This is a genomic window from Allobosea minatitlanensis, from assembly GCF_964020775.1.
The window spans coordinates 4018721-4044384 of sequence record NZ_OZ224509.1; the positions used below are offsets into that span (position 1 = coordinate 4018721).

14 protein-coding genes and 1 tRNA gene are annotated in these 25664 nt (G+C 63.9%); 3 read left to right on the forward strand and 12 right to left on the reverse strand.

Going from position 1 to position 25664, the window contains the following annotated elements; genetic code table 11:
* Nucleotides 1-279: 279 nt before the first annotated feature.
* The 4 genes from ACWH43_RS19760 to ACWH43_RS19775 form a co-directional block, all read right to left on the reverse strand.
* Nucleotides 280-2358, reverse strand: coding sequence for a hybrid sensor histidine kinase/response regulator (locus ACWH43_RS19760; RefSeq protein ID WP_260349204.1), 2079 nt, complete (start codon nt 2356-2358; stop codon nt 280-282).
* A 137-nt stretch (nt 2359-2495) separates the two neighbouring features.
* Complete coding sequence (locus ACWH43_RS19765; protein WP_158444797.1) at nt 2496-4034, reverse strand: YifB family Mg chelatase-like AAA ATPase; 1539 nt, start codon at nt 4032-4034, stop codon at nt 2496-2498.
* 123 nt (nt 4035-4157) lie between these two features.
* The gene (gene msrA, locus ACWH43_RS19770) at nt 4158-4814 is read right to left on the reverse strand and encodes a peptide-methionine (S)-S-oxide reductase MsrA (RefSeq protein ID WP_158444796.1); all 657 of its coding nucleotides are present in this window, start codon (nt 4812-4814) and stop codon (nt 4158-4160) included.
* Nucleotides 4815-4895: 81 nt separating this feature from the next.
* The gene (locus tag ACWH43_RS19775; RefSeq protein ID WP_158444795.1) at nt 4896-5180 is read right to left on the reverse strand and encodes a PetM family of cytochrome b6f complex subunit 7; all 285 of its coding nucleotides are present in this window, start codon (nt 5178-5180) and stop codon (nt 4896-4898) included.
* A 298-nt stretch (nt 5181-5478) separates the two neighbouring features.
* Here ACWH43_RS19775 and ACWH43_RS19780 point away from each other — a divergent pair.
* Nucleotides 5479-5568 (forward strand) — tRNA-Ser (locus ACWH43_RS19780).
* A 404-nt stretch (nt 5569-5972) separates the two neighbouring features.
* Here the strand turns inward: ACWH43_RS19780 and ACWH43_RS19785 are convergent.
* The 8 genes from ACWH43_RS19785 to ACWH43_RS19820 all read right to left on the reverse strand — a co-directional run bounded on the left by ACWH43_RS19785 (nt 5973) and on the right by ACWH43_RS19820 (nt 23336).
* On the reverse strand, nt 5973-6737 hold the full coding sequence (locus ACWH43_RS19785) for an HNH endonuclease (RefSeq protein WP_260349203.1): 765 nt from the start codon (nt 6735-6737) through the stop codon (nt 5973-5975).
* Between the two features lie 13 nt (nt 6738-6750).
* Entirely contained in the window at nt 6751-8727 is a 1977-nt protein-coding gene (locus ACWH43_RS19790; RefSeq protein WP_260349202.1) for a chromosome segregation protein SMC, read from the reverse strand.
* Nucleotides 8711-13186 carry an Eco57I restriction-modification methylase domain-containing protein gene (locus tag ACWH43_RS19795; RefSeq protein WP_260349200.1) on the reverse strand — a complete coding sequence of 1492 codons (4476 nt, stop codon included), beginning with the start codon at nt 13184-13186 and terminating at the stop codon, nt 8711-8713. The genes ACWH43_RS19790 and ACWH43_RS19795 overlap by 17 nt, the downstream gene beginning before the upstream one ends.
* A 2-nt stretch (nt 13187-13188) precedes the next feature.
* A complete protein-coding gene (locus tag ACWH43_RS19800) occupies nt 13189-15954 on the reverse strand; it encodes a DEAD/DEAH box helicase (RefSeq protein ID WP_260349199.1) in 2766 nt (921 codons plus the stop codon).
* 2 nt (nt 15955-15956) lie between these two features.
* The gene (locus ACWH43_RS19805; protein ID WP_260349198.1) at nt 15957-21137 is read right to left on the reverse strand and encodes a DEAD/DEAH box helicase; all 5181 of its coding nucleotides are present in this window, start codon (nt 21135-21137) and stop codon (nt 15957-15959) included.
* Nucleotides 21134-22021 (reverse strand): WYL domain-containing protein, encoded by an 888-nt coding sequence (locus tag ACWH43_RS19810; protein WP_260349197.1) that lies wholly within the window; start codon nt 22019-22021, stop codon nt 21134-21136. The genes ACWH43_RS19805 and ACWH43_RS19810 overlap by 4 nt, the downstream gene beginning before the upstream one ends.
* Nucleotides 22022-22158: 137 nt before the next feature.
* Entirely contained in the window at nt 22159-22563 is a 405-nt protein-coding gene (locus ACWH43_RS19815) for a hypothetical protein (RefSeq protein ID WP_260349196.1), read from the reverse strand.
* Nucleotides 22560-23336 carry a recombinase family protein gene (locus tag ACWH43_RS19820; RefSeq protein ID WP_311734840.1) on the reverse strand — a complete coding sequence of 259 codons (777 nt, stop codon included), beginning with the start codon at nt 23334-23336 and terminating at the stop codon, nt 22560-22562. Before ACWH43_RS19820 ends, ACWH43_RS19815 begins: the two co-directional genes overlap by 4 nt.
* Nucleotides 23337-23470: 134 nt before the next feature.
* Between ACWH43_RS19820 and ACWH43_RS19825 the strand changes: the two genes are divergently transcribed.
* Complete coding sequence (locus ACWH43_RS19825) at nt 23471-24718, forward strand: hypothetical protein (protein WP_260349195.1); 1248 nt, start codon at nt 23471-23473, stop codon at nt 24716-24718.
* Nucleotides 24678-25658, forward strand: coding sequence for a hypothetical protein (locus ACWH43_RS19830; protein WP_260349194.1), 981 nt, complete (start codon nt 24678-24680; stop codon nt 25656-25658). Before ACWH43_RS19825 ends, ACWH43_RS19830 begins: the two co-directional genes overlap by 41 nt.
* Nucleotides 25659-25664 lie beyond the last annotated feature (6 nt).

Sequence of the window (25664 nt, forward strand, 5' to 3'; positions counted from 1 at the left end):
ACAAAGGATTGCCGGCTGAAAACCGGGCCGGCAGCGCGTTCGATCGCTCTGAAACGTGCAATGCCATGCCTGTGTCGCCCCCAGGGTTCATGCCGATCAGATCGTAGCGAAACCCGATCGGGTCAAGCTCACCCTATCACGCTTTTGGAGCGGCGCGCAGCGGCGGGCGGCTTTCCGCCCTCCTCCGCGCCGGTCTCCAGGCCGCTTCCGGCACGCGGAAGGCTTGCCTCCTGGAGCTTACAGCTTTGCGACAGAACTGCGTCGAAGCCGTGACGCCCGTCAAGCCGACAGGACGCGGGAGCGCCGGCTGCCGACATGGTCGAGCCAGCGCAGCAGCGCCGCGCGCTCGAGCGGCTTGGCCAGGCAGTCGTCCATGCCCGCCGCCAGCGCGGCCTCGCGGTCGGCCGCCGAGACATTGGCCGTGACCGCCACCAGCGGCAGCCGCGGCTTGCGCTCCAGCGTGGCCTCCAGCGCCCGTACCGCCCGGGCGCAATCCAGGCCGGTCATCGCCGGCATGCGGATGTCCAGCAGCGCGAGATCGAGCGGCGCGGCGGCGCCGGTCAGGCTGGCCTCGATCCGCTGCAGCGCCTCGCGGCCGTCGCGCACCCAGATCACCGAGGAGCCGAGGCGCTCCAGCGTCCGCGTCAGCAGCAGCGCGTTGATCTCGTTGTCCTCCGCGACCAGGACATGCAGCGGCCGGCGCCGGGAGGGCGTGGCCGGCCGCATCCGGGCGGCCGCCGGCAAAAGCTGGGGAAAGCGCGCGCCCAGCCGCTCATAGAGCGAACGCGCCCGCACCGGCTTGATCAGGAAGCCCGAGAAGCCGGCGGCCTGAGGCGCGCCGAACTGGCGCCGCGCCAGCGAGGAGAGGAGAATCAGGCAGTCGCGGATGCCGGCCGCCCGCACGCTGCCGGCAAGCTCCTTCGCCGCGGCGTCGCCGAGCGCATGGTCGATCAGCACCGCGGTCACCGGCTGCGCGCCCGCCAGAATCGCGCGGGCCGCCTCGGCCGTCGCCGCGACCGTGACCGCGGCTCCGGTGGCGCGGATCGATTCCCAGAGGAAGCGCGCCGCGAACGGCGCCGGCGAGGCCAGCAGGACATGCTGGCCGGGCCAGTGCGGGATCGGGACGGCCTCCGCTCCCGGCGCGGCGACCAGCGGCAGGGTGACGCGAAAGCTCGCCCCCTCGCCGGCGCGGCTCTCCGCCCGGACCTCGCCCCCCATCAGCCCGACCAGCCGCCGCACGATGGCGAGGCCGAGCCCGGTGCCGGCATGGCGCGCCGCGGAATCCTGCTCCAGTTGCTCGAACTCCCCGAAGATGACCTCGAGCCGGTCGGCCGGGATGCCGGGGCCGGTATCGGCGACGACGATCTCCACCGAGTTCCGCACCCGCCGCACGCTCAGGCCGACGCCGCCGGCATCGGTGAACTTCACGGCGTTGCCGACGAGATTGAGCAGGATCTGACGCAGGCGGTCGCGGTCGCCGACGAGCTGGGCCGGCATTTCGGGCGCGATATAGGCGGCCAGCTCGATGCCCTTGGCCTGCGCCCGGGGGGCCATCAGCTCCGAGACGGTCTCGACGAGCTGGACGATGTCGAAGGGCTCCTCGGCCAGCTCCAGCCGGCCGGCCTCGACCTTGGCGAAGTCGAGAATGTCGTCGACCAGCGCCAGCAGCGCCTCGCCGGAGATGCGCAGTGCCTGCACATAGGTCGACTGCTCGGCGTCGAGGCCGGTGTCGGCGAGCAGGTCGGACATGCCGAGGATACCGTTCAGCGGCGTGCGGAACTCGTGGCTGACCGTGGCGAGGAAGCGCGACTTCGCCTCGTTGGCGGCCTCGGCCCGGGCCCGGGCCTGGACCAGCCCGTCCTCCTCGGCGATGCGGGCCGAGATGTCGCGCCCGACGCGCTGCAGCAGCGTGCGCCCGCCGGGACCGGGAACGACCGTCTCGACCCAGGCGATCCAGCGCTCGCCCTCATGCGTCGCCAGGCATTCGTCGAGGCTGCGCGCCCCGCCGTCGAGCGCGCGCTGGGCCCGCACCGCGAGCTGCGGCAATTGCGCCTCGCTGCCGACGAGATCGGCCTCCTCCACCCCGAAGAGCGCGGCATAGGCGGCATTGGCATAGACGATGCGGGCGCCGTCGCGGCGCACGATGAAATCGCCCTGCCCCTCGACCAGGCTGCGATAGCGCTGCTCGCTGTCGGACAGGCTCCAGAGCCGGTCGTTCAGCGTCTCGACCTCCCGCAGCAGGGCGGCGTTCCGGCGGCGCAGCCGCGCCAGCCGCCGCAGGGCGAGAAGCCCCGCCCCGCCGAGCAGGGCGAAGACGGCGCAGGCTGCGGCGAACCATGTCCAGAACGAAAGCATCATGCTCCCGGTCTAGCGTCCGCCCCTGAAAAAAGCCGCCTGAGGAAAGCGCGCTTTCGAGGCCATTCCGCAAGCAAGGCTTAACCCTGACGGGCCGCGGTCGCTCCGGCCGGCCGCAGCCATCTTGAGGCCGCGGCGGGTCAGGCCGCCTGCGCGAGATCGCCGCCGCGCGAACGGTAGGACAGCGCCTCCGCGAGATGCAGCCGGCCGACCTTCGCCTCGCCGTCGAGATCGGCCAGGGTGCGCGCGACCTTGAGCACGCGGTGATAGGCGCGGGCGGTCAGGCGCATCGCCTCCGCCGCGTCCCGCAGCAAGGCGAGGCCGGCCCGGTCCGGCCGGGCGATCTCCTCCAGCACCGGCGCCGGGCAGGCCGCATTGGTGGTGACATGGCCGAGCCCGAGCGCCTCGAAGCGGGCGCCCTGGCGCGCGCGGGCGGCCGCCACGCGGGCCGCGACCGCGGCGGAGCCTTCCCCGGCCACGGGCAGGATGAGATCGGCCGCGGTCACCGCCGGCACGTCGATGGCGATGTCGATCCGGTCGAGCAGCGGTCCGGAGATCCGGGTCTGGTACTGGGCGATGCAGCGCTCGTTCGGCTGGCGCCGGCAGGCATAGCCCGGCTCCGTCGCCTTGCCGCAGCGGCAGGGGTTCATCGCCGCGACGAGCTGGAAGCGCGCCGGATAGACGGCGCGGTGATTGGCCCGCGAGATCAGCACGTCGCCGGTCTCCATCGGCTGGCGCAGCGCGTCGAGCACCTGCGGCTGGAACTCCGGCAGCTCGTCGAGGAAGAGCACGCCGTGATGGGCGAGCGAGACCTCGCCGGGCTTCGCCTGCAGCCCGCCGCCGACCAGCGCCGCCATCGAGGCCGAGTGATGCGGGGCGCGGAAGGGGCGCCGGTCGGTCAGCGCCCCGCCGGCGAGATGGCCGCCGACGGAGAGCACCATCGAGACCTCCAGCAATTCGCGCGGCGTCAACGGCGGCAGGATCGAGGGCAGGCGGCTCGCCAGCATCGACTTGCCGGCGCCGGGGGGCCCGTTCATCAGCAGGTTATGGCCGCCGGCCGCGGCGATCTCGAGCACGCGCTTGGCGCTCTCCTGGCCCTTGATGTCGGCGAGATCGGGCAAGGCGCCGGCCTGGCGCGCCACCGCCGGCTCCGGCCGGGCCATGACCTGCGTGCCCTTGAAGTGATTGGCGAGCTGGATCAGAGAACGCGGCGCCAGGATGTCGATATCCGCCGCCGCCCAGGCCGCCTCGGGGCCGGTTGCGGCCGGGCAGATCAGGCCCTGGCCGCGATCATAGGCCGCGATCGCGGCCGGCAGCACCCCGGCGACCGGCGCGATCGAGCCGTCGAGCGCGAGTTCGCCGAGCACCGTGTAGCCGGCGAGCGCATCCGGCGGCAGCGCGCCGATCGCGGCCATGACGGCGAGCGCGATCGGCAGGTCGTAATGGCTGCCTTCCTTCGGCAGGTCGGCCGGCGCCAGATTGACGGTGATGCGCTTGGCCGGCAGCGCCAGCCCGGAGGCGAGGAGCGCCGCCCGCACCCGCTCGCGGCTCTCGGCCACGGCCTTGTCGGGCAGCCCGACCAGAACGAAGGCGACGCTGCCCGCAGCGACCTGCACCTGTACGTCGACGGCCCTCGCCTCGATGCCCTCGAACGCCACCGTCGCGACCCGCGTCACCATCCCGGCCCACCCCGTCCCCGCAGGGAGGCTAGCCGAGCTTCGGGCGCAAGGCAAGAACATAGCGAGAACTTCAGCGGAAAGGCGCCGCTCGCGGCGCCTTTCCGGCTGCGGCGAAGGCCGGCCTCAGGCGTCGACGCCGAGACCGATCGGGCAGGAGACGCCCGTGCCGCCCAGGCCGCAATAGCCGGCCGGATTCTTGGCGAGGTATTGCTGATGATAATCCTCGGCGAAGTAGAAAGCCGGCGCCGCGCGGATCTCGGTCGTGACCGGCCCGTAGCCCTTCGCCAGCAGGGCCTGCCGATAGGCGTCGCGGGAGCTCTCCGCCGCCGCGCACTGGGCCTCGTCGAAGACGTAGAGCGCCGAGCGGTACTGCGTGCCGATGTCGTTGCCCTGGCGCATACCCTGGGTCGGGTCGTGGTTTTCCCAGAAGGCCTTGAGCAGGTCCTCATAGCTGATCCTGGCGGGATCGTAGACCACGAGCACGACCTCGGCATGGCCGGTGAGCCCGCTGCAGACCTCCTCATAGGTCGGATTCGGCGTCTCGCCGCCGGCATAGCCGACGGCGGTCACCCACACGCCCTCGCCCATCTGCCAGAACTTGCGCTCCGCGCCCCAGAAGCAGCCCAGGCCGAACAGCGCCATGCGCAGCCCCTCGGGATAGGGGCCGGCGAGGCGGCGGCCGTTGACGAAATGGGTCTCGGCCGTGGGAATCGCCGCGGCGCGGCCGGGCAGCGCCTCGGCCGGGGTCGGCAATTCAGTCTTCTTGCCCAGGGAGAACATGGTCGGCTCCGTTCCGTTGACCTCGGCCCCAATCTATTCATCGCCGCGGCTTCTGCACAGGATGCGCGGTCGAAAACCCGTTCACCGACGCGTGACGATGCCGATCCGCGGCTCGGGGGCCCGGCCGAGCCAGAGCAGGGCGAAGCCGAACGCCAGCGCGACGAGACAGGCCGGCGCCTGCAGGGCGGAGAGCAGCACCGGGTCCCACAGCAGCGGATGGAGGTTCCGCTCGACCGCCGGCCCGAGCGACAGGTAGCGATCATGCGCTATCGCCGCGAGCAGGTCTCCCAGGGTGGTGAAGCGCAGCAGGGCGTTGGCGATCGCGCGCGCGCCGTCGATCACCAGGACGATGAATCCCGCAGCCACGAGCAGATATCCGACCGATCTCACCAGGAACCGCACAGGACCTCCTCTCCAGCGCCGCTTTCGGCACACATAGGGCGCCGCCTCCGGAAAGCATCGTGCCCAGGGGCGCCGATCCAAAGCCATAGCCCAAAGAGAGATGTGCGCGCATGGCCCCCGGATCGCAACCCGCGGGCGCGATGTCCGCCCCTGCCGGCCGATGAAGGCGGCAGGACCATGCGGGCGAAATCATGCGCGATTGTAAAAACCCTGCATCTCGGCCCTTGAAAGATCGGTCCCCCGCAGTCATAAGCAGCGCGCCGGACAGGTGGCCGAGTGGTTGAAGGCGCACGCCTGGAAAGTGTGTATACGGGGAACCGTATCGCGGGTTCGAATCCCGCCCTGTCCGCCATTTCTACCCTGTCGAACGTTCTCCGCACGTGGACGCGGCGCTGAAACGCTAGGGAACCGCACGGTTCGGGCGCGAACCTCTGGACTGCGACGCCGGCACACTCGGCTCTGAGCGTTCTCTCTCCGCCCTTTTTCTCTCGACCTCTGGACTGAACCGGTGGCAGTACGGAACCCTAACCATAAGAAACCAAAACAAAAACCGACGCCGACCTACCATCAGAGTTGAAATCCCCTCCGCCGGGCGTCAGTCCTCCGAGAAGAAACCCTCGTCCAGGCACTTGAACTCAAGCACACGGCTGGAGCACCTGGAACGAGCGGAAGAAGCATTTTTCGCCGCGCCAGATCGGCATCGCCCTTCAGACCTTGCAGAACAAGGGGTGGCTCGCGAGCGCCTGAACCGTTGTCCTAAGCTCCTCCTTGGCTGACGAAGAGGTTAGTGCGGTGCCAGATCAGCCGCTTCCGATGTTTGTCGGTCAATGGGATCGGACCCTGCCAGCGCAATTCGGCGCGAGCGCTGTCGCTCAAGGAAGGTGAGAATTGCGGCTGGCCTTCGTCATCGAACGTCACCAGCCCTCGATCGAAGGCAGCATCCCATAAGGCCGAGAGCAGAAGGCCGTTGTGGACGTCCAGCCGCTCGGCGTCGCTCGCGCAATCCTTCCACGGCACGATGTGCGATGCGCGCAGCAGCGCTGTATCGGCGATCCCGGTCAGCGGGCATCGGCCCTGCCAATAGTCGATCAGGCCCGAGCGGAAGATGTCCTGGCCGATGCGCTGGACGACAAGCCGTTCGGCCTCCGTCGTTTTCGGCAGGTCCTTGACCTTCGTCTCGAACTCGCGAAGCGGTGCATCAGGAAGGCTTGCCGCCAGCTGGTAGATGCGTGGCAACACGGCATAGACTTGGCCCAGCGTCTCGCAGGCGTAGCGGGCAAGAGCTGGTCCCGGCATGTCCACGGGGTGTATATCTAGCTCTTCAATGACGCCCGTGTGATCGAGGGCAAGAAACCACGGGCCCTCTGCGCCTGCCGCGGCGAGATGGATCGTGCCGGGCACCGTGGTCGATCTGAAGCCCGCCCAGCCCTCGCTTTCGCCCAGCTTGCGGCGAAAGCCATTCTGGAACGCGACCTTGTCGCACTCCTGGCGGATGACGAAGGGCTGCGGCGCTTCGATCATTGCATATTGATCCTCATAGGTCGCAGCCCAACAACCGCTCGCGGCCAGGCGCTCCGCGCAAAACCGCACGCCGCCAAGGCCCTTTGTTGATGTCCTGCGGCGGCCTTGTTGTCGTTGTGATCAAATACTGAAAAGTTCCACCCGCCAGCTCTTCTTCGAGTGCCCGCAAAAGCCGGAAATGCTCATCATAGATCGTTTGCCCTAAATCGGCCTCCCGCGGACTGTCATGGATCAGAAATGCGGGAATGCGTGTTCGGCCTTCGATACTCAGGCAAAGGCAAGCCAGATCGAAGGCAAGAACTTTCAGTGACTGAATTGCGGCTGTTCGCCTGTCCCCCCCGGCTTCCACGCTGATCTCAAGACCCTTGCCGGTCAGACGCACAATACCCTTGGCGTCGTCACCGAGCAGGCGCCGAATGATGGCTGAGAATTTTTGCGATATCGCACCGATTGCCTTTGCCTGCTTATACTCGAACCCCCGAAGCCGTTCGCGGACGCGTTGCAAATCCTCATCCAGCTTTCTGATCGCAGACTCTGCGTGCGCCAGCTCATCGACCAGTTCTGCGGAACGCTGAACATCTTCCACATTGCGGGTTGCAGTGCGCCAGCTTGTGTTTCGAGTGTCAGCAGCCTTTTCGAGGCGATCCACGCGATCTTCCGCCTGCTGAGCCTTCTGGCGGGCCAAAGCGACCTCGGGCTTTAGGGCATCAATCTCAGCCCTGAAGCTCGCTATCGCTTGTCGCTGGGCATCAACTTCCTGACGCTTCGCTTCCCATCGAGCACGACATTGCGCTTGATCAGGTAATTTGTGAGACAGCTTGCAGCCTTCCGCGAGCGCTGTGTCGATGGGCACCTCGCAAATGGGGCAGATCGGACTAGCCGCAGATTGAGCGGCTGCCGAAAGCCCCGGAATTTCACTGCTCATCTGTGTAAGTAGCTTTTCTTCAATAGGCAATTTCGCGTCGAGCCCGGCTGCCTTCAGTTCAACGTCGCGCAATGCAATGCGAGCATTTTGAGAGGCACGCCGAGCTTCATCGAGTTCGGCGCGAACTCCTGATGGAAGCTTCGCAGCCGCCGCGAGCTTCTCCTCCGCGACCGATTTCAGGGAATCCAAAAGAAGCGGCATGTCCGGCAGCGATGTATCGCCAAGACCGAGCTCGCGAATGAGGCTTTCCACGCGCCGCCCTTGATCCCATTCGAGAAAGGACCTTTGCCGTTTTGCTTGATCGAGCTGGCTTGCAAGGTCCTGCTCCTGGCGCCGTGTGGCTTGCTCTTCTTCCGTAATAGCGCTCAGAAACGCCCGCATAGCGAGCAGACGAGGCCCCTTGGATTCGCCGCTTGCAGGCTGTGGCGCATCCGATCCTGAGGCCGGCGAGCGCCAGTCGAGAACGTCGTCGAACCGGCATTCCTGATCACGCGTCGCCCAGGCAAGAGCGACCGGCCAGGCCCGCTGTCCAGCCGAAAGTCTCGCCAATTGGGAGGCTTCTTCGCCGAGGATCTTGGCCTCGATGGCGTCGATGAGCGGCTCTATGCCGGTAGCCGTGCCCTCCATTCGAGCAACAACATCGAGGTCGCCGTCCTCAATCGCGAAGTGCTTGCGGCCAACGCCGAGTGGTCTCGTTACCGCCCAGCACACTCCGTCAAGCATCACTTCAGCGCCGACGACGCCGTTGAGAAATGTCGCCGAGATGGCATCGCGCTGGACCTCATCGGCAAAGCGGGGCTCGCCGAGGCAATAGCGCAGCAAACGGCAGAACAGCGTCTTCCCGCTACCATGGCCGATTGCACGCCCGTGCCCTTCCGGATCGTCATCTCCGTCCGGCGACCAGATGATGTTGAGTCCGGGCCGCAACTCGATGTCTCGGATGATCTCGCCGCCCGGCTCTTTCCAGATTTTCAGTCGCCGAACCCAAAGCCTCGGCTCGGTGAGGTCTTTCGGAACTTCAACGCTCAGTGGCGGAACCGGAAAGAGCTCATCCTGTTGCGACATTTGCGATCCAGTCTCGAACCTCGTCGGGAGCAGCCTTCATGGTTGCGTCGATGTTCAGGTTTCGCAGCGCGTCGATGACAAATCCTGCGCGCCCTTCTGGCCAGCCCGACGTGTCAAAGTCTTCCAGACCTGTGCCTGGCGCCCAGGTTCTGGCTGCGATGTCCTCGAGCAGTCGACCGTTGCCACGATGGTTGGTGATGGCGGCATTCCATCCCGGCGCGGTCCGGGCGGCGAAGCCGATGACATTCCCGGAGCGAGGCTCTGCCTCCTGGCCCACCAGGCGCCGCCATTGGGCTTGATTCTGAGGGGGAAGAAGCGGTGTCAAGAGGTAGGGCTCAAGCACGATCGCCGCGGTCAGACGGACGGTGCGGATTGGAGTTGGTCCATCTAGCGATTTCAGAATTGCCGCGAGTGCTGCCAACGGATCGTGCTGCGGAGACGGCGCCGCGCGAGCCCAAGCAGCGTCGGCAATTTGCTCGAGCGGCGGAAGCTGGATGCGTTGCCGCAATGGAGCAACATCGGAACCCTCCACACCATGACAAAGGCTGATGTCAGCAGGCGGCGGGGACAGAGGCGTCTGGTACGCCGTACCTGATGCCTTCGCCTTCGCCATCGCGTCGTAAGCAGTCAGAACCAGCCGCTTGGTGCGGAACTCGCCATGGTCGCGCTCTTCGTATTTTCGGAGCACGGTGAACGAGTCCAGGACCCAGTCGGCTTGCTCCCTATCCAAGCTATAGAAGTGCAAGACTGCCGCATCGATTTCAGCTTGGATGGTTTGACGGCGCGACGGATCCCATCTGAATGGAGGTGTCTCCATTCCAATGCTGTTTGCGAGGCTTTGGAGTTCCCAATTTGTGTAGAAGAGCTCGATTGCGCGGTTATTTAGCCAAGCACGGACCTCCTCTCCAAGCCATGCAGGTGCCTCCTCAAGCTTCTCGCGCTCAAGCATTGGCAACTGTTCAACAATAAAGAATGTCATCCTGCTGGATTTCTGCCGAACCGCGTAGTCGACCACCAAGCTTGAGAGAGTGGTAGAGAGCGCCAGTGCGTCTTTGGCGGAGGTGTCTGTTGTCAAATAGGGGGAAGCATGCCCCATAGCCGTTGGCGGCAGGATTGTACCAATGAATGTCCGTTCTGACGGGCCTACGTCTCTCCACGAAAATAACCAAGGCCTTCCAGCGTCCTCGCCAAGCGTTTCCATGGTCAGTCGAGCATCTATCCAGTATCGTGGCTGGATACGATATTCAGCTGAGTTGTGCTTCTCATCTGAGACCCTAGGAAGGACGCCTTTATTGGCCTGCTTCTCAGTCTGGTTTTCATAGGTCCCATACCGATGGTCGAAGTGCCAGAACATCTTGCCCTCATAAAGAGGGTAGACCTGACGCCCATCGCGGAGCACTGCGAGCACGCCACGACGTTCTTCGATTAGCGGCGCAACGTCCTCGTGGTCGATGAAATGGCCGGAATCATTTGCCATGTGGAACATGGTCTTGAGGAAAACCCTCCAGTCATTCCGAACAACCTGACTGCCTTCCTTCTCAATCAAAATCGGTGCGGCCGTGTGGATGGCAGCCGTGACTTTTGCATCTCTCGACCAACGGAAGGCCGGTAGATTCAGCGTGTTCGGGTTGATGGCCTTGATCTCGTCGACGGTCAGCGCGTACCGCTTTTCGGGGTCGGCGATTTCAGCGGGCTGCCTGATATGCGCCGTGAACCACGGTTGCTCGATCTTGACCTGAGTGCCGCCAATGGTGAGCAGCCCGAACTTCGTTTCGTTGTGCACGTCCTTGAAGATCTTGTCTTCGTTCTCGAAGCCGTAGAACGAGACCAGAGACTTTTCTGACAGGAGCTGTCGCAGGAACTCTCGGTAGGTGAAGCCGACCACCAGACCATTCGGAATGATCAGGCCAGCTCGCCCGGTGGGATGGACGGCTTGCCATGCAAGATCGGTGAACACGGCGTAGGTGTTGACGTCTCCGACACCACCTCGTGGGAAACGCCCGGACTCGCGCATGAAATGACTTTCGGTCGCGGCAGTTCTCAGCGCGTCCTGCCATTCCCTCGCCAGGCGCGGGTTGGTGTCGTCCAGCCGTTCGATCAGCTTCTTGCGCGCGGCAGCATTCTTCGCCGTCGCAATTTCGGCATCCCGAAGCGCGAAGAATTCCTGCTCCTGCAGCTTCACGCGCTCCCACGGCGGATTGCCAAGCACCACGTCGAAGCCGCCCCGCTGCATGATATCCGGAAACTCAAGCGGCCAATGGAAGGCGCGCGCCTCGCGCGCGACCTTGGGCGCATCAACCATCGCGTTCCGGATCTTGCCCTGATTGAGCGCCATCCAGATTTCTTCGGTTGTCGGGACGGTTCGCTCTGACGGGCCTGTTGGAGCGTGGCCAGTCTTGGGCAGCAGGAACGCTGCGATAAAAAGGTCGCAGGCGGCTTTTGCGCGGACGAAGTCCTGCTTCTTGCGAAGCTCCTTGAAGCGCGCCGCTTTAGCGCCGATTTCCTCCAGTGTGTCTTCGGGCAGCTCACGGAAGCCAGAGAAGTCGACCGCGAACGGCTTGGTCTCGGGCAGTTTGTTGAGGCCGGTGCTAAAATCGAAACCGCCTTGGCCGGTTTTCGCCGCAGCGTTTATCTTCTTGTAGATGCTGACGATGTCTTTGTCGTCGCCCGTCAGCGGTTTGTACGCGGCATCGGGAATGCCGTCCTCCAACACCTTCAAGTCGAAGACCCCCAGCAGCGCGTCGCCGCAGCGGATTTGCGCGTCGAAGAACCCGAGGGGCAGGCCAGGGTCTACCGTCTCGATCCAGAGCGCGACCTTGGTCAGCTCCACCGCCATCGGGTTGCGGTCCACCCCGTGGATGCAGCAGCGCGCGACATCGCGCAGCGCATGGCGGAAGTCCTCCATCGAGGGCGTGCCCTCGGCCCGGATGCGGGCCAGACGCGTGGCGATGCGGCGGGCGGCGGCCAGCAGGAAGTGGCCCGAGCCGCAGGCGGGATCGATGACCGACAGCTTCAGCAGCGCCTTGGCGGGATCGTTCGCCTCTGCCTCGGTCTTGTCGAGCACGGGGTCGAGTGCGGTGTCGAGCAGAGCCTGAACGAGGCTGTCGGGCGTGTAGTAGGAGCCGGTGGTCTTGCGCTGGTTGCCCTTCTGCTCGGCCGCTTCGGAGGCAAAGAGCAGCGTCTTGCCGTCATCACCCAGCTGGGGCTGAAGTTCGAGGAGGGATTCGTAGACGGAGCCCAGCTCCTCGGTCTCCATCGCGCGCCAGTTGACGGGGACCATGCCAGTTTTGTCAGCGAGCCATGAGAGACGATAGAGCGCCTCCATGAAGGCGCGGTTGCGCAGGCGGGCGTTTTCGAGGTGGGGCAGACGGTCCTCGGCGAAGAGGCCGCCGAGCGCCGGGAGGGCGAGTGCGTCCTGCCCGTGGGCGAGCGCGCGGAAGACGATCTTGATGCCCTCGTAGCGGTCGTGGTGCTTGCCCCAGGTGGCGGCGCGGTAGCACTGCTTGCGCAGTGCCGCGAGGCTGTAGCCCTCGGCGTAGAGCGCGCGGGCTTCGGTTCTCGATTTCGCCGGGTGGAGGAGGTTTCGGTCCTCGGCGACCATCAGGAAGATGAGCCGGTAGACGAGGCGGAGCAGCTCGTTGAACCACTCGGTGAGATTTACCTCGCCGGATTTAAGCTTGTCGGCGAGATCGGGGTTGGCCTCGAGGAAGCCCGAGCCCAGAACCTTGAGAGCAATCTGGACCTGGTCTGCCAGGCGATCGCGGGCGGCCTCGCCCTCGCGCGTGCCGGACTCGCGCCAGCGTTCGAGGGGGCAGTCGGTTGCCGGGGTGTCAGCAGCGCCAAAGCGGGACCGGTGAATCAGCAGCCAGAGCGCGGCGAAGGACGCGATGTCTTCGGTCGAGAAGATCTGGGCAAGGTCGGCTTCGATGTAGGCCGGGCGCGTCAGGGACGCGTTGTCCCGCATGAGCCGAAGGTGGGAGCCGTTGGTGACGATGCCCCACAGCGCTTCCTCGGAGTCGTTGAGGTAGTCCTGAAGCGCGAAGGCGGGCGAACGGGAGCGGTCGACGGACAGGGTCGGGCTGCGGCGGTCTAGCGTCTCGCTCGGCGGGACCACGACCATGGGAACCCGGCCGCTCGCGATCATGGCGAGCGGCGCGGCGGCAGGAGTCAGGTCATGAAAGCCGAAGGTCTCCTTGAAGAGACCCGCTACGAAACGGCGGGCGGCGTCCTGCGAGGGCGCCTCGAGTTTCGCGAAGGCATCGAAATGAGATTGGCCGACCCGGAACGCCGTCGAGATTTCCTCACGAATCGTCAGGCCCTTGCGGACGGTGTAGTCTTCCGGCGCCTGTTCCGGAGCGTCCCGCTGATCGATCCTTGCGATCATCGCGGGCGCGATCAGGTTGCCCTCGAGGCTGAGCGAGGGCCACGCGGACATGTCGGAGATCGGTTTGCGTGCCATGATCACACCTCGCCCGGCATGAGGACGAACAAGCCGATCACGTCGGGCGGGAGGACGGCCTCGACGCTGACGCGAGAGATGGATCCAGCTGCGGTACGCAAACGAGCATGGTCCTCGACGAGCTCCGCCGCCCGCTGCTTGACGAAGGCCGCCAACGGCCCAGCGAGCAGGTCGGGCAGTTCCGCCTTTGCGGCATTGATCATCCGATCTCGTGCGATCGTCGCAAAATCAGCGGTGGCCGGCGTGCTGAGCATGTCACGGACGTCGTCGCCGGTCGCCACGATGCTTTGCCCTTGAAGAGCAACCAGGGCTGCTTCTTCAGCCAGCAGGAGCCGCTCCTTTCGGCCGTGGATCGTGAGCTTGTAACGAACGCGAAGGAGTGCGACGCGCGTCATCGCCGAGACCGCGGCTGTCGGCCACGCACCGACGCGGCCGATGCCGAGATCCGGAAGCGCCTCCTGATCCAGCGAAGCCTCGACAAGGCTCTCGGCAAGTGACGCCGTCAACGGGTGGGTTCTCGTCAACAGAGAGGTGCCGGAGGGAGCGGGCTCGGCTGCGGCAAGTCTGACCGATTTCTCTAGGCCGCGCTGTTCGAGCCTCTCCTTCAGGGCCTGCTGAAGGGCGTGGACGTGAGCGATGTAGACGTTCCGTTTCTTCTCAAGCGGAACCCCGAACCGCGACATCGCGCGCTCCACGAAAAGCCTCGTGTCCTCCGGAGAGCCAAGCAGGCTCCTGACTTTGTCCCATTCCGGCGCTACCTCTGCAGGCTTCATCGCATTTTGGGCGAACCGCGCACGGGACTTCTTCTCATTCTCGCTGGCGTCGCGCCAACGCGCTTCCATGACCTTCGTGCCATCCTCCAGCCGAAGGTCCAGAGTGAGCTGTTTGTGCCCACCACGGCGGAGCATCATCGCCGACATCAAGGCGTCTGTAACCGGCCCGCGCTCGTCAGGCAGCGGAACCGTTACCCCGGTGGCCTTCCTGATTTCCTCGGCTTTGCGAAGGATCACGTCGAGGACGGCACCATCAATGGCACTGTCGGGCGAGAACATCATGATTGAGCGGACCAGCTCGGCCGGCTGGCCGAAGCGGTCAACCCGCCCTTCACGCTGCTGATGCCGGGTCGGGTTCCACGAGAGGTCGTAGTGCACGACCGTGTCAAAGAGCTGCTGCAGGTTGATGCCTTCGGAGAGGCAGTCGGTCGCAACCAGAATCCTCTGGGCGCCTTCTTCCCCGTCTGCCAGCGCCATCTCTGCAACGCGATCGCGGCGTTCGTCCGGGGTCAACTCTCCGGTTACGGACTCGATTATGAGCTTTGGGAATGCCTTTCGCAGCCCAGCCTTTACGTGATCGGCGGTTGCTAGATACCGACAAAAAACGACGGGGTTGGCGCCACTCTTGATCAGAGGCTTGAGCGCACCGATGAGGGCATCAAGCTTGGGATCTTTCGCTTCAAGGAGACCGCTCGCCTGATCGATGAGCGCACGGAGCGCGGGATCATCCGAGAAAGCCATGCTCGGCTCGATGTCCACGGCATCTTCGTCATCGCCGTCTTCGTCATAGATCTGCGGTTCGAGACGGTCTGCTTCGTTGGCGGCACGATTTCTCAAAGCACTCAGCGCAGCAGCCGGCGAGGAGCCAACGCAGCGCATGAGAGCGAGAGTGCCCCAGAACGCGAGGCGCTGATCCCTCTTCTGCTCTCCAGCCTTCGAGACTACCGAGAGGCAATAGTCCAGGACCGCTTCCTGGAATGCCAGGTGCTCGGGCGATAGACGGTACGCGTGCTCGGTGGTTTCGTGTTTCGGGAATGATCTGTCCTCGTGCCAATCCCCCTCGACGAGGTCCACTCGACGCCGCTGTACAAAATGCCTTGCAAGGCGCTCTCGATATCTCGCGCTGTCGAAGTCGAGCGTGCCGAAGTCCTGGTCGATCAGTGATAGCAGTCGTGCAAATGCTTCTTCGTCGCCTGAATGCGGCGTGGCGGTCAGCATGATGATCCGCCGCTCCGGGTCCCTCGCGAGTCCCTGAAGCAATTCAAATCGCTGCTGCTTGCCCTTGTGGGTGCCGACACAAGCATGGGCTTCATCAACGATCACGAAGTCGGGACAGGCACGAGCGAACCCCTCCCGGCGCTTCTCGGCCTTGATGTAATCAAGGCTCACGACCGTGTAGGGATAGGCGTCAAAAAGGGTCTGTGCGAGCGGTAGATTGCGTTCGAGGCGTGCCGCGGTACCGGAAGTCACGGGTACTGCGTCGATTCCGAACCGATCCTTGAGTTCGACGAGCCACTGATCCACCAAGTGGGGTGGGCAAAGAACTGAGAAGGCGTCGACCTCACCCCGGTCCATGAACTCTCGCAGGATCAGGCCCGCTTCTATCGTCTTGCCGATACCGACATCGTCCGCGATCAACAGTCGCGGCACCTGGAGCCTTAGTGCCATGAGCAACGGGACAAGCTGATACGTCCGCGGCTCGAAGGCGAGTTGCGCGGCAGATCGGAATGGCCCGGCACCGCGGCGAAGTGTGAGACGCAGCGCGTCTGCCAAGAGTGCTGCCTTGGCCTGGACGGTGCTCCGTGCATCCTCGGGCAAATCGAACCGCGCGGCCTCGACCAGAGAGATTTCTAGCGAGGGATCCAGAACGACGATGTCGTTCTCGTTTCCTGACAGCGGGCGAAGCGCAAGAACGCCGTCGCGCGGCGCCGGGAGAGTTACCCATTCGCGGCCACGGGCTCGCACCAGATCGCCAGGTGAGAAACTCAGCACCATGCTCACCCCTTCAAGAGATCAAGTAGTTTCTGTGGAACGCCGGCTTCAGGCGAGGCTGGAAGCTCCAATAGCTCCCACCCCTTGTTAGCCGCATCACTGGCCACACCAGGAGAAATCGGCTGGGTGGTGGCGGCCACAAAGTGGCCTCGCCATACGAACTCAGCTTCCGTGCCGGCAAAGCTGACGCCGATGGTATCGACGTGCGGGAGACCAGCATCCTCAAAAGCCTTCAGCCACGGCGACGGCGCGCCACCGGGCGGAAACCGCTTCTCGACGACCGTGCGGCCGCGAGCGAGATCGACCAACAGCTGGGTAACTTCCCCGCTGCTACGGTCGATCTGCTCATGGTCCGGCTGGTTGAAGTATGACAACAGACAGCGGTAGCAGCCTCTGACGCAGGCTTCGTCTGCTTTTTCGGCCAACAGGTCGGCATCTCCGCTTGAGACTGCCGCGTCGATGTTCTCGAAGTGCATGAGCCCGAGAGCTGTCCGCGCGACTTCGCTGATCGCTTCCGGATTATCCATCAGGCGAGTAAGAACACCGGCGCCGCCCTCCGTTGCTTCGTAGGCAAGGATGGCGCGGCGGTTGTCGCGGGCTGGAAGCGGCTCGCCGAGTATCTCGCCTTCTTCAAGCTGGTAGACAACCTCAATGCCTCGCAAAAGCGCATGCTGAACGGTGGTAATCGTGCTCGGGTCGTAGTCTTCCGGTTTCTTGAAGCGGAACAGAAGCGCATTCTTGCGGTCTCTAACGATCGGCACGATTCGGATCGGCTTGACCACGTCGGGTGGAGTGTCGGTCTCCGTATCCTCGTCTTCAGATTTCGCCCAGTAGCCGGTTCGGGGATCGATGTTAAAGCCGAAAACCGTCTGGTCCTTTCGGCGCTTCAGGCCCTTGTTCAGACGGCTTATCTCGGCGCTGTTGGCGTATTGCAGCGCAAGCAGTGAAGTCTCGCCGCACTTGAATTCTGCGCTCGTGACCTGAAGCTGGTCGTCCTTCTTCGGCCACGCGAATATGGTCTGGATGTCGAAGCCCTGCCGTACGCGCTCTTCATCGTTCGCGGTGATGCGCTCAGTGGGCGCGGCCTCGACGTTATCGATGCGAAGCGTGCGCTTGATCGGCACTTCGCCGGCCATGTGCGCATCGCAACCATGGCAGCGCTCCACCTCACCCTCGTGGCAAGCTCCGCAATTCGCACAGATGTAGATGTCCTTGGTCGCGAGTTCCGATCCATCGCCTTCGCGAACCTCTGGAGGGAGCTTCGCCTTCATCACCCGATAGGCGCGACCTTCGTGGTAGATTAGGCTCCGTGGCCCAAACTCTGAGATTGCCAGAAAACGTGCGCGAGAGAGGAAGGAGCCGGTTTTTCCCTCGCCGGGCACAAAGGCGTAGAGCGGCAGACGAGGAAAATTGTAGCCAGGCAGGAAGCCTTCCGTCGCGAGGTAACGGTATGAGTAGAAGTCGGAACCGTTTGAAGCCTTCCCTTGCTCAAGGATCGCTATCTGGTCGCTGGCCTGCATCTGCGCCGCCTTGATCTTGCGGCGGTCGACGGCCGAGAGACCTGTTATCTCCGAGCGGGCGTTGGCTTCGGCCAGCTGGGTGCGAGCAGAATTGTAAAGTTCGCGCCAGCGGTCGAACGCTCGATCAAATTCCTTCGGAGCGTTCATTGCCACATGAAGCACGAACTCTTCCGGGTCCTCCATCCAGACAGGTATTGCCCCTTGATCAGCTGCCAGAATCTGTTCGAGCACCCGCTGCATGGGTGCGCGCGCACGGGAGACGAGATCGGCCTTGGAAATGCTGGTCAGGATCTCTTCCTTGAGCGGATAGCGGTCGCCGCCAAGATCGAGGATGTCCGGGATGTCCGGCGAGAGTGCTAGGCGGCTCTCAGCGAGCCAGACCGCATGCAGGTGCGAGCGCACCAGTTCTTCGTTCGTGATGTCCAGCGCAGGCGGGCGCACGACACCCGCCACCATGTCATTGCGGCGCTCGAAGAAATACTGATCGTGTGGAGAGCCCGATGCACAGTACGTCACCACAACCGCTGCCTGGCCGGACCGGCCCGAGCGGCCAGCGCGCTGCGCGTAGTTGGCGGGCGTCGGCGGGACGTTCCTTAGGTAGACAGCATTGAGAGCCGAGATGTCGACCCCAAGCTCCATGGTCGGCGAGCAGAATAGCGCCGGGAGGAATTGGTCGGATTCCCCGGTCGCCTTGATTTCGGTCCGATAATCGGAGGTGCTGAGGTTCTCGAGGTCGTCGTCTTCGTACCTGAACCGCCACTCGCGCCATTCCCGCTGCCTTTGAGACACCTGCGCGGTGTGCTCGCGACCTTCCAGCCCCCAATAGGCGCTATGACCAGATGCCAAGTCGTCAGCAATGGACGCGTATAGATCATGGAAGTATCGGTTTCCGCGTTTGCTCTCGTCTGAAAGCGCAGGCCCGGGAACGAGGCGGACGGCCGAGGGTGTCAGCCGCCAGCCCACAAGGTTGGCGTCCAGTTCAACGGGAACGACCAGACCATCATCTGCGAACAGCTCAAGCAAGCGCGAGAAAAACTCAAGATAGTCGTCTCGCCCGAGCTTCGCGCCGAGCACGCTCTTCTTGTTGATCAGCCGAGCGATGCGCGAATTGTGGCCCGCGCGAAGGAGGGTCTGTTCCTCACGAAGGCCGACAGCATTCTTGCTAGGTGCACGCAAGAGGAGAGACGATCGTCCGCGTGGATTCTCCTTGGCATCAATCGCCCACGGAGCGCGCAACAGCGAACGCGATTTCTGTGCGACACCGTCGAGGACAGTCAGATCGAGGGCCTCGGTATTGACGGCCAGCCCTTCAAGCATTGCGCCTAGCACGCTCTTCAGAAGGGTGGCCCGTTGCTCTTCCGTTTGATCGCCGAGCTCGGGGAGAACTGTCATCAGCCTTTCCCCGTCTGAAGCCATGTCGGTGACGCCGACGAACTCAACATCGAGGAGGCTCAGGACAGAGAGACTGGGGTTGGTGTAGCGCCAACCCCGGCGGAGATCAGTCCATACGCGGTGAGCCAGGACTTTTGCGAGTGCGCGCTGAGCGTCTTCCCGAATGACAGCGCCAGCCGTTGGATCGAGCATCCAGTGGGCGCGCGCATCCTTGTTTGCAGACGTGAAGCCAAGCGCCTTAACGACGCTCAGACCGAACTCATCTTCGGTTAGGCCCTCGGGCCCAGCCGCAATGATGGCCCGCAGAATGGCCCCACGAAGAAGGCTCACGAACAAAAAGTCGTTGAAGTGGCCCGACTGAAGCGCCGCGTCTTGCCGATTGTCCGTGAACCCCAGCAGCTTACGTTTCGTATTTGGAACACCGCTCGTCGGCCTGTTCATCCACTCGAGAGCACTGGACACGAGAAGGGTCGTCGCAGAGCTCCGCCCTTCGCCGGACAGGCCGGCCAGCTTGCTGCGCTCACGCATCCCCTGGTTGGGCTCATCCTTGCAGCAGAGGCAGAATGCAAACTTTCCGGGGATGAACCAGAACTCTCTGCCCCCGGCGCCATGCCGGCCGTCCGGCGTCACGACATAGGAGATGGGCGCGCGTTTCTTGCGATACGAACGAAGCCGCTCGATGCCGTTGCGCTCTTCAAGCCAGCTCTCAGGATAGCCACTCAATTCGCCATCGAAAGCGAAATCGGGATCATTCTCCGGAGTCGGACAAAGATACCCGGCCACATCATCGTCATCCTCGGCTTCCAGCGGTGTATCGTCGATATTGCGGGGGAGAAACCTGATGTGACCGTCGTCTTCGTTCTTGGTGACGACGTGGTATTCGTGCCCGCAGTTCCTGCAGAAGCGTGTCGGGTAAAGCCGGTTCCCCGGAGCATCTGGATCCTCGAGCTGGCCCTCGAACAGAACCGCCCGAGGCTTGTCCGTCAACGTGGTGAAGATCTCACCCGCGCCGGAGATGAACCTGTGTAGCTTGAAGGCAAGGAACGCCCCATCGCCGGTGCCACCGCGCTGATCCTCGGGAAGGCTTACAAGCGTCAGGAAGTCTTCGAGATGCTTCCGGCACTGCTCCTGATCGACCCGACTGTCGCCGGCCAGCCGTTTGACGGCGTCCTCGAAGGGGATGGGCTTCTTTCGTTTTAGCTCCAGCCCGTCATCGAGACCGAGAGCGAGTTCTGCCCATACCGAAAGCGGATGCTTCCTGAGCTGTTCGTCATCCAGGTTCGCCGGAATAGGCTGTTTCAACACGTCAGCCAGCCCGGCGGTTGCATGCGCAAGAGTGATGGTGTCGTCAGTAGCTCGCTGAAGAGACTCATCGATGACGGCGTCCGGGCCGATTTCAGAGCCGAAAAGCCGGGTTGCAACTTTGGCCACGGCAACCGCTCGGCTTTCTTCGGTTCCTTCCGAAGCCATCGTCGCCGACGTGCCTATGCAGATCGGAGCTTTGTCAGGAGTGCACCGGTCTCGTAGCCGTCGAACGAGCACCGCCACATCCGCGCCTTGGCGCCCTCTGTAGGTGTGGAGTTCGTCGAGGATAATGAATTCAAGGCCGGTTGCGTTTTTGACCACCTGGGCGTCCAGGTCGTCTTGGCGGGTCAGAAGGAGTTCCGCCATCATGTAGTTGGTGAGCAGGATGTCGGGCGGGTTGGCGGCGATCCGTTGACGCTCCTCTTGGCTTTCCTGACCCGTGTATCGCTTGACGACAGGTTTCAGAGCGTCCGGCAGACCCGATTGTCCGATGAATTTTTCGATTTCCTTCATCTGGCTGTTCGCCAGAGCATTCATCGGATAGACGATGATTGCCCGGGTGGTACGCGGTTTTCCGGCGCGCAATGCACGAATGATGGTGTCGACCACCGGCACGAAGAAGCACAACGATTTGCCGGAGCCGGTCCCTGTCGTGACAACGAAGCTCTTTCCAGATTTCGCCTTGGCAATCGATTCCGCCTGGTGTCGATGAAATCGGAGAGGTTTCTCGCCGAACCGGAAGACCCGTCCAGTTCCCTCATCGAGGTCGCCCGAGGCGACCAGGTCATCCACGGTGGGACCTGAAAGATACCTAGGATTCAAGGAGAGGAGAGCATCAGGCCAGAACCGACCGGCATCATATTGTGCGTCAATCGCGGCTCGAAGATCTTCTGAACGAATGCTGCTGAAAGAGCGCGAGAAGCGCTCGTAGGAGCTGATCAAGTGGTGATCAAATTCGAAAGCTTTCATGAAAGCTCCTCGTGGCTGCCCGCAGCATTTCTCTTCCCAACGACCGCTTGACGGTTCAGAAGGATGATCTGCTGGTCCTGCGGTTGCCGCGCAGCTGGGTCTGTGTCCAGCCCGAGCCGCTTGAGCGCGTAGTAGAGAAGCGCCTTGCGCACGGAGATCTTCGCCCGGCCGCTACGCATCCCGTAATCGAGAGCAATGACTCTCTGCTGTGTCTCGGACAGCTCTGGGTGCGGTCCGATCTCCAAAGTCACCTGCTCGTTCCAGTCGGCGTCGTCATCGGCACCGAGCTCGCTCGGCTTGGTGCCGCGGGTCTCGATGATCCGCGAGAGAAGGAAGTCCTTGAAGCTTCGGTCGCTGAGACAGAACGCCCGGGTATGCCAGCGGAACCCGTCGAAGCCGATTGCGTGTGGCGCAATCCAACGCCAGCGCGGTTCCGGCCGCGACAGCGACTGATACTTGACCTCGATCGCTTCGGACCGGCGGATCGCAGCGACCACTGCGCGCAGCGTCTTGGCATTGACGCCCCGCACGGGCGTCGGCGCAGCATCGTAGGGGGGAAACTGTCCGATCCACGCATCGGCGCGATCCAGAATTCCGTCGGCAACAGATCTAAGCTGCGCGAGATAGCGGTTCGCGTCGGGTTTCAGGAACTGTGGAGCGAACTCTTCACCGCGGACATAGGCCCGAGCGCTCTTGTCGTAGTGGATGTTCTGCGGCGCCATTCCGATATAGCGGTTCAGGTCGGTGGACGCCTGATTCACCGACACCCCGAACGCCTCCATCAGATCGCCCCGGTTCACATGCCCCTCCCAAAACAGCCGGAACTCGATGAATTCGAGTCGTTGCTCGACCCCCCATCGCAGATCGGCCTTCGCTGTCGCCACCCTGGACTCCCAATGACATGATCCGTCTGTTAACTAGGCATGCCTAGTTACTGGGCTCTTCGATCACGCTAGTGGAGAGATGATCGCCGGGCAATAGAAACTTGACGGGCGCGCGGTTTCGCGGCCGGCAATCGGCGTCAGAGGCTCAGCGCAGCTCGCTGTGCCGCCCACTCTAGCGGCATGGGCTTCAACAGAGCGTCCATCTGCAAGGCGGCCGGCTGCCTTCCGTCGAGAATCGCCTCGACGATGTCCGGGGCCAGCAGGGTCAGGCGCAGGATCCGGCACAGGTAGGACTGGTTGATCTTTTCGGCCTCGGCCAGTTCGGTCACCGAGGCGAATCGGCCGCTCTCCATGAGGCGCTTCCAGCGGTGGGCCCGGGCGATCGCCTTGACCATGGTGTTGTCGACGCGCGGGCGGGGCTGGCCCCAACAGGCCCCCTCGGGCATCACCACCTGCTTGCGCCCGCCACGCTTCCGGAGGGTCAGAGGCACACGGACCGTCAGCGTGCGCCCGTGATCGGTGGTGGCGTCACCGGCTCTCATGCTGCCCTCTGCGGATCGTCGGCCATGCCGCCAAGCTCATGAACCAGACGGGCCAGCCCATCGATACGGAGGCGGATGTCCACGCCCTCCTGTCCAACCTCGACGCGCTCGACCAGCAGCTGGACGACGCGCGCCTGCTCGGCCGGGAACAGCTCGTCCCACAGGGGGTCCAACCCTTCCAAGGCGTCCCTGACCTCAGCCTCGGACAGACCATCGATCTTGGGTCGTGCCGATCGCCATGTGCCGACGATCACCTCCGGGGCGCGAAGGAGGCCGCGCAGCTGGTCGACCACGGCGCCCTCGATCTCGGCGGCGGGTACGCGCCCCACCGGGCAGGCATCCGCGCCGCGTTTCAGAACGGACTGACTGACGTAGTAGCGGTAGAGCTTGTCGCCGCGCCGCGTGTGCGTCGGCGTCATGGCGCAGCCGGTCGGCCCGAAGATGAGGCCCTTCAGAAGAGCCGGGGTCGCGGCCCGTGTCCGGCCCGCGCGCATCCTCGGGCTCTCGCGCAGGATTCCGTGCACCTTGTCCCACAAGGCGCGCGTGATGATGGCTTCGTGCTCGCCGGGATAGGCCGTGCCCTTGTGCACGGCGTCACCGATATAAACCCGGTTGTTGATCAGCTTGTAGAGAAACCCCTTGTCGACGAGCCGACCGCGCCGCGTCCGCACACCCTCGGCGGCGAGCGTCCGGGCCAACGCCGTCGCCGAACCCACCTCGACGAAGCGCTCGAAGATCATCCGAACCGTCGCAGCCTCAGCCTCATTGATCACCAGCTTGCGGTCCCTGGCCTCTACTCACGGTGCGGGCGATCCGTCCCGAGGCGATGGCTTTTGAATCGACTCCGCTAGGCATTTGCGATAAGAACGTAAGATGAACAAATGCGAGGCAATTATGGGCGGCTGAGATGGCTAAGAACCTGAAGAAATTCGTCAATCCCAAGTTTACCCGAACCGTCGATCTCGGCCTGCTGGGCCGCCTGTTCGAGCGCCACGGCGATGCCCTGAACGGGCTGGACCTTGGGGTCTTCAGGGGCGAGGCCGCGCAGGACGAGGCACGCAGCGCCGTCCAGGATTTCTTCGCGGGGCCGGAAGAGAACTATCCGGAAGGGCTCGTCGCCGACCTGCACCGGATCGCCGAGATCGGCAACGCGGCAGGCCTCGACATTATTCTTCAGCAGGCCGCGCGGCTCGGGATCCGCCTGACACCCGAAGCGAAGGATGACGAGCCGGAGGTTCACCAGGATCCCAAGCACGTCGCCCTGCGCGTCTTCCTCGACCATCCCGACGTCTTTGACGCCGCGTCGGACATGATGGCGCTCATGGCGCGCACGTCGCTCGCCGAGTTCGTGGGCCGCGACGAAGGCGTCGAGGCGATCATGGACGATCGCGCAAAGGCCGAATTCGAAACCGCCGCCGCCGCGATGTTCGAACAAGACCTCCGCAGCAATTATTGCCGCGCCGGCTGGTATGACGATGCCGACGAACTCGTCCTGGTGATCGAGCATGGCTCTCCGATCACCACGACCGACGTCCTGCAAAAGGACCAGAAGCGCGTGATCAGCTTCCGCGCCGCCGAACACGCGGTGCTGTCCTACAACTCCACGACGGGCCTGTTGAAGATCGGCGGCGTGGCAAAGGCGCGCCGCGCCGATCTCGCGGAACTGTTCGCCGACAAGATCCTGGGCAAGCCCGAATTCTTCGCCGGCGACGACGCCCAGAACCTCTACACGCTCGACCCGGTGCAGCGCGCGGGCTTCGGCTTCGCGTTCAACCATGATTTCGATCCGGGCATCCAGCGGGTCCAGATCACCGAGGTCCAGGTCGACCGCGTCGGCGCCGATCCGAAGACCGGCGAGACACGAACCTTCTACTCCTATGTTGCGCGCGACGGACGCGGCAATGCCCTGGCCAGGTTGGGCGAGATGATGCGGGGCGCTCGTCTCGGGTCGGATTGGCGCCTCAACCACATCGTCATCCGCGTTCATTTCGCGACCGGCGGCAAGTCGGCGAAGAAGGTGACCGTCAAGCTGAAGCCGCCGGCCCACGCCATGTTCAAGCGTCAGCAGTTCGAAGGCCGGATCATGACGCTCCTTCGCCGCAACGGACTGCTCAATGACCGAGACGCTGCCCAGGCTGCTGTTGCGGCTGAGTGAGGCGGGCGATCCCGCAATCCTTTGGGGCCGACAGGCGGCGCCTCATGCCGGGCGCGATTTCGAGCGGCTGCTCGATCACGGCGTCTTGGTCGAGCAGGCGCCAGCAACAGAGTGGGATGTGTGCCCAGCCTGTGATTGCGGTCTCTACGCGCGGCCTGTCCAGCAGGTCAATGGGCAACACATCGCGGTTTGCCCGACGGACCGGCGCAGCGACCTTGTTCTCGACGATGACGATCTGCGGAGCTTTCGCATTCATCCTTCCGCGCTGGTCCGCGAAATCGCCATGGCGTCCGGGTTCGGAGGCGAGCCGGCGCCGGTCGCGACCGGTGTCTGGCATCTGGGGGAAACATCGAACCAGCGGGCGCTGTTCCTCGCACTGTCGCAGGATGCAGCGCTTCAACCGGGATTGATCGGCCTGATGCGTTCGCTCGCCCGGTCATCGCCCATCACGGTGATCGCGCCGGCGATGGCTGCAGATGACCGGGCGCGCTTGGTCGACGCGGGGCTTCATCTTGTCGATGTATCGCACTGCATTGCTTGCGATGGAGCTGCACCTGGATTGTCGATCGATCAGTCCAAACTGGAATCGCAACCGAGCTTGGCGCCCCGATTGGTGATTCAACGCGCCGCCAAGACGGTATCGCTCGACGGAACGCCCAAAACCCTTTCCGATCAGGAATTCCAGCTGCTGGTCCTTCTGGCGGAACATGCGTTGAAGTCGCCCGCCATCGTCGAGAATCGTGCGATCGAGGCGCACATCTGGGGAGCGAGCATCCATAGGATTTCGTCGCAGGTGCGCGAACCCGTGCGCGCGCTTCGGGATGCGCTGGCTCGCGGAAGTACGGATGCCACGTCCGTACGCGCATTGATCGAGAATCGGCGAAATCCGAACGGCTACCGGCTGGCTCTGCCTTCGGAGGAAATCGAATTGCTTTCCTAGCTCGCT

Bases quoted from the DNA above. Each gene is read 5' to 3' on its own strand.
- ACWH43_RS19760 (WP_260349204.1), bottom strand. From the start codon at position 2,358: ATGATGCTTTCGTTCTGGACATGGTTCGCCGCAGCCTGCGCCGTCTTC.
- ACWH43_RS19765 (WP_158444797.1), bottom strand. From the start codon at position 4,034: ATGGTGACGCGGGTCGCGACGGTGGCGTTCGAGGGCATCGAGGCGAGG.
- msrA (WP_158444796.1), bottom strand. From the start codon at position 4,814: ATGTTCTCCCTGGGCAAGAAGACTGAATTGCCGACCCCGGCCGAGGCG.
- ACWH43_RS19785 (WP_260349203.1), bottom strand. From the start codon at position 6,737: ATGATCGAAGCGCCGCAGCCCTTCGTCATCCGCCAGGAGTGCGACAAG.
- ACWH43_RS19790 (WP_260349202.1), bottom strand. From the start codon at position 8,727: ATGTCGCAACAGGATGAGCTCTTTCCGGTTCCGCCACTGAGCGTTGAA.
- ACWH43_RS19795 (WP_260349200.1), bottom strand. From the start codon at position 13,186: ATGGCACGCAAACCGATCTCCGACATGTCCGCGTGGCCCTCGCTCAGC.
- ACWH43_RS19800 (WP_260349199.1), bottom strand. From the start codon at position 15,954: ATGGTGCTGAGTTTCTCACCTGGCGATCTGGTGCGAGCCCGTGGCCGC.
- ACWH43_RS19805 (WP_260349198.1), bottom strand. From the start codon at position 21,137: ATGAAAGCTTTCGAATTTGATCACCACTTGATCAGCTCCTACGAGCGC.
- ACWH43_RS19815 (WP_260349196.1), bottom strand. From the start codon at position 22,563: ATGAGAGCCGGTGACGCCACCACCGATCACGGGCGCACGCTGACGGTC.
- ACWH43_RS19825 (WP_260349195.1), top strand. From the start codon at position 23,471: ATGGCTAAGAACCTGAAGAAATTCGTCAATCCCAAGTTTACCCGAACC.
- ACWH43_RS19830 (WP_260349194.1), top strand. From the start codon at position 24,678: ATGACCGAGACGCTGCCCAGGCTGCTGTTGCGGCTGAGTGAGGCGGGC.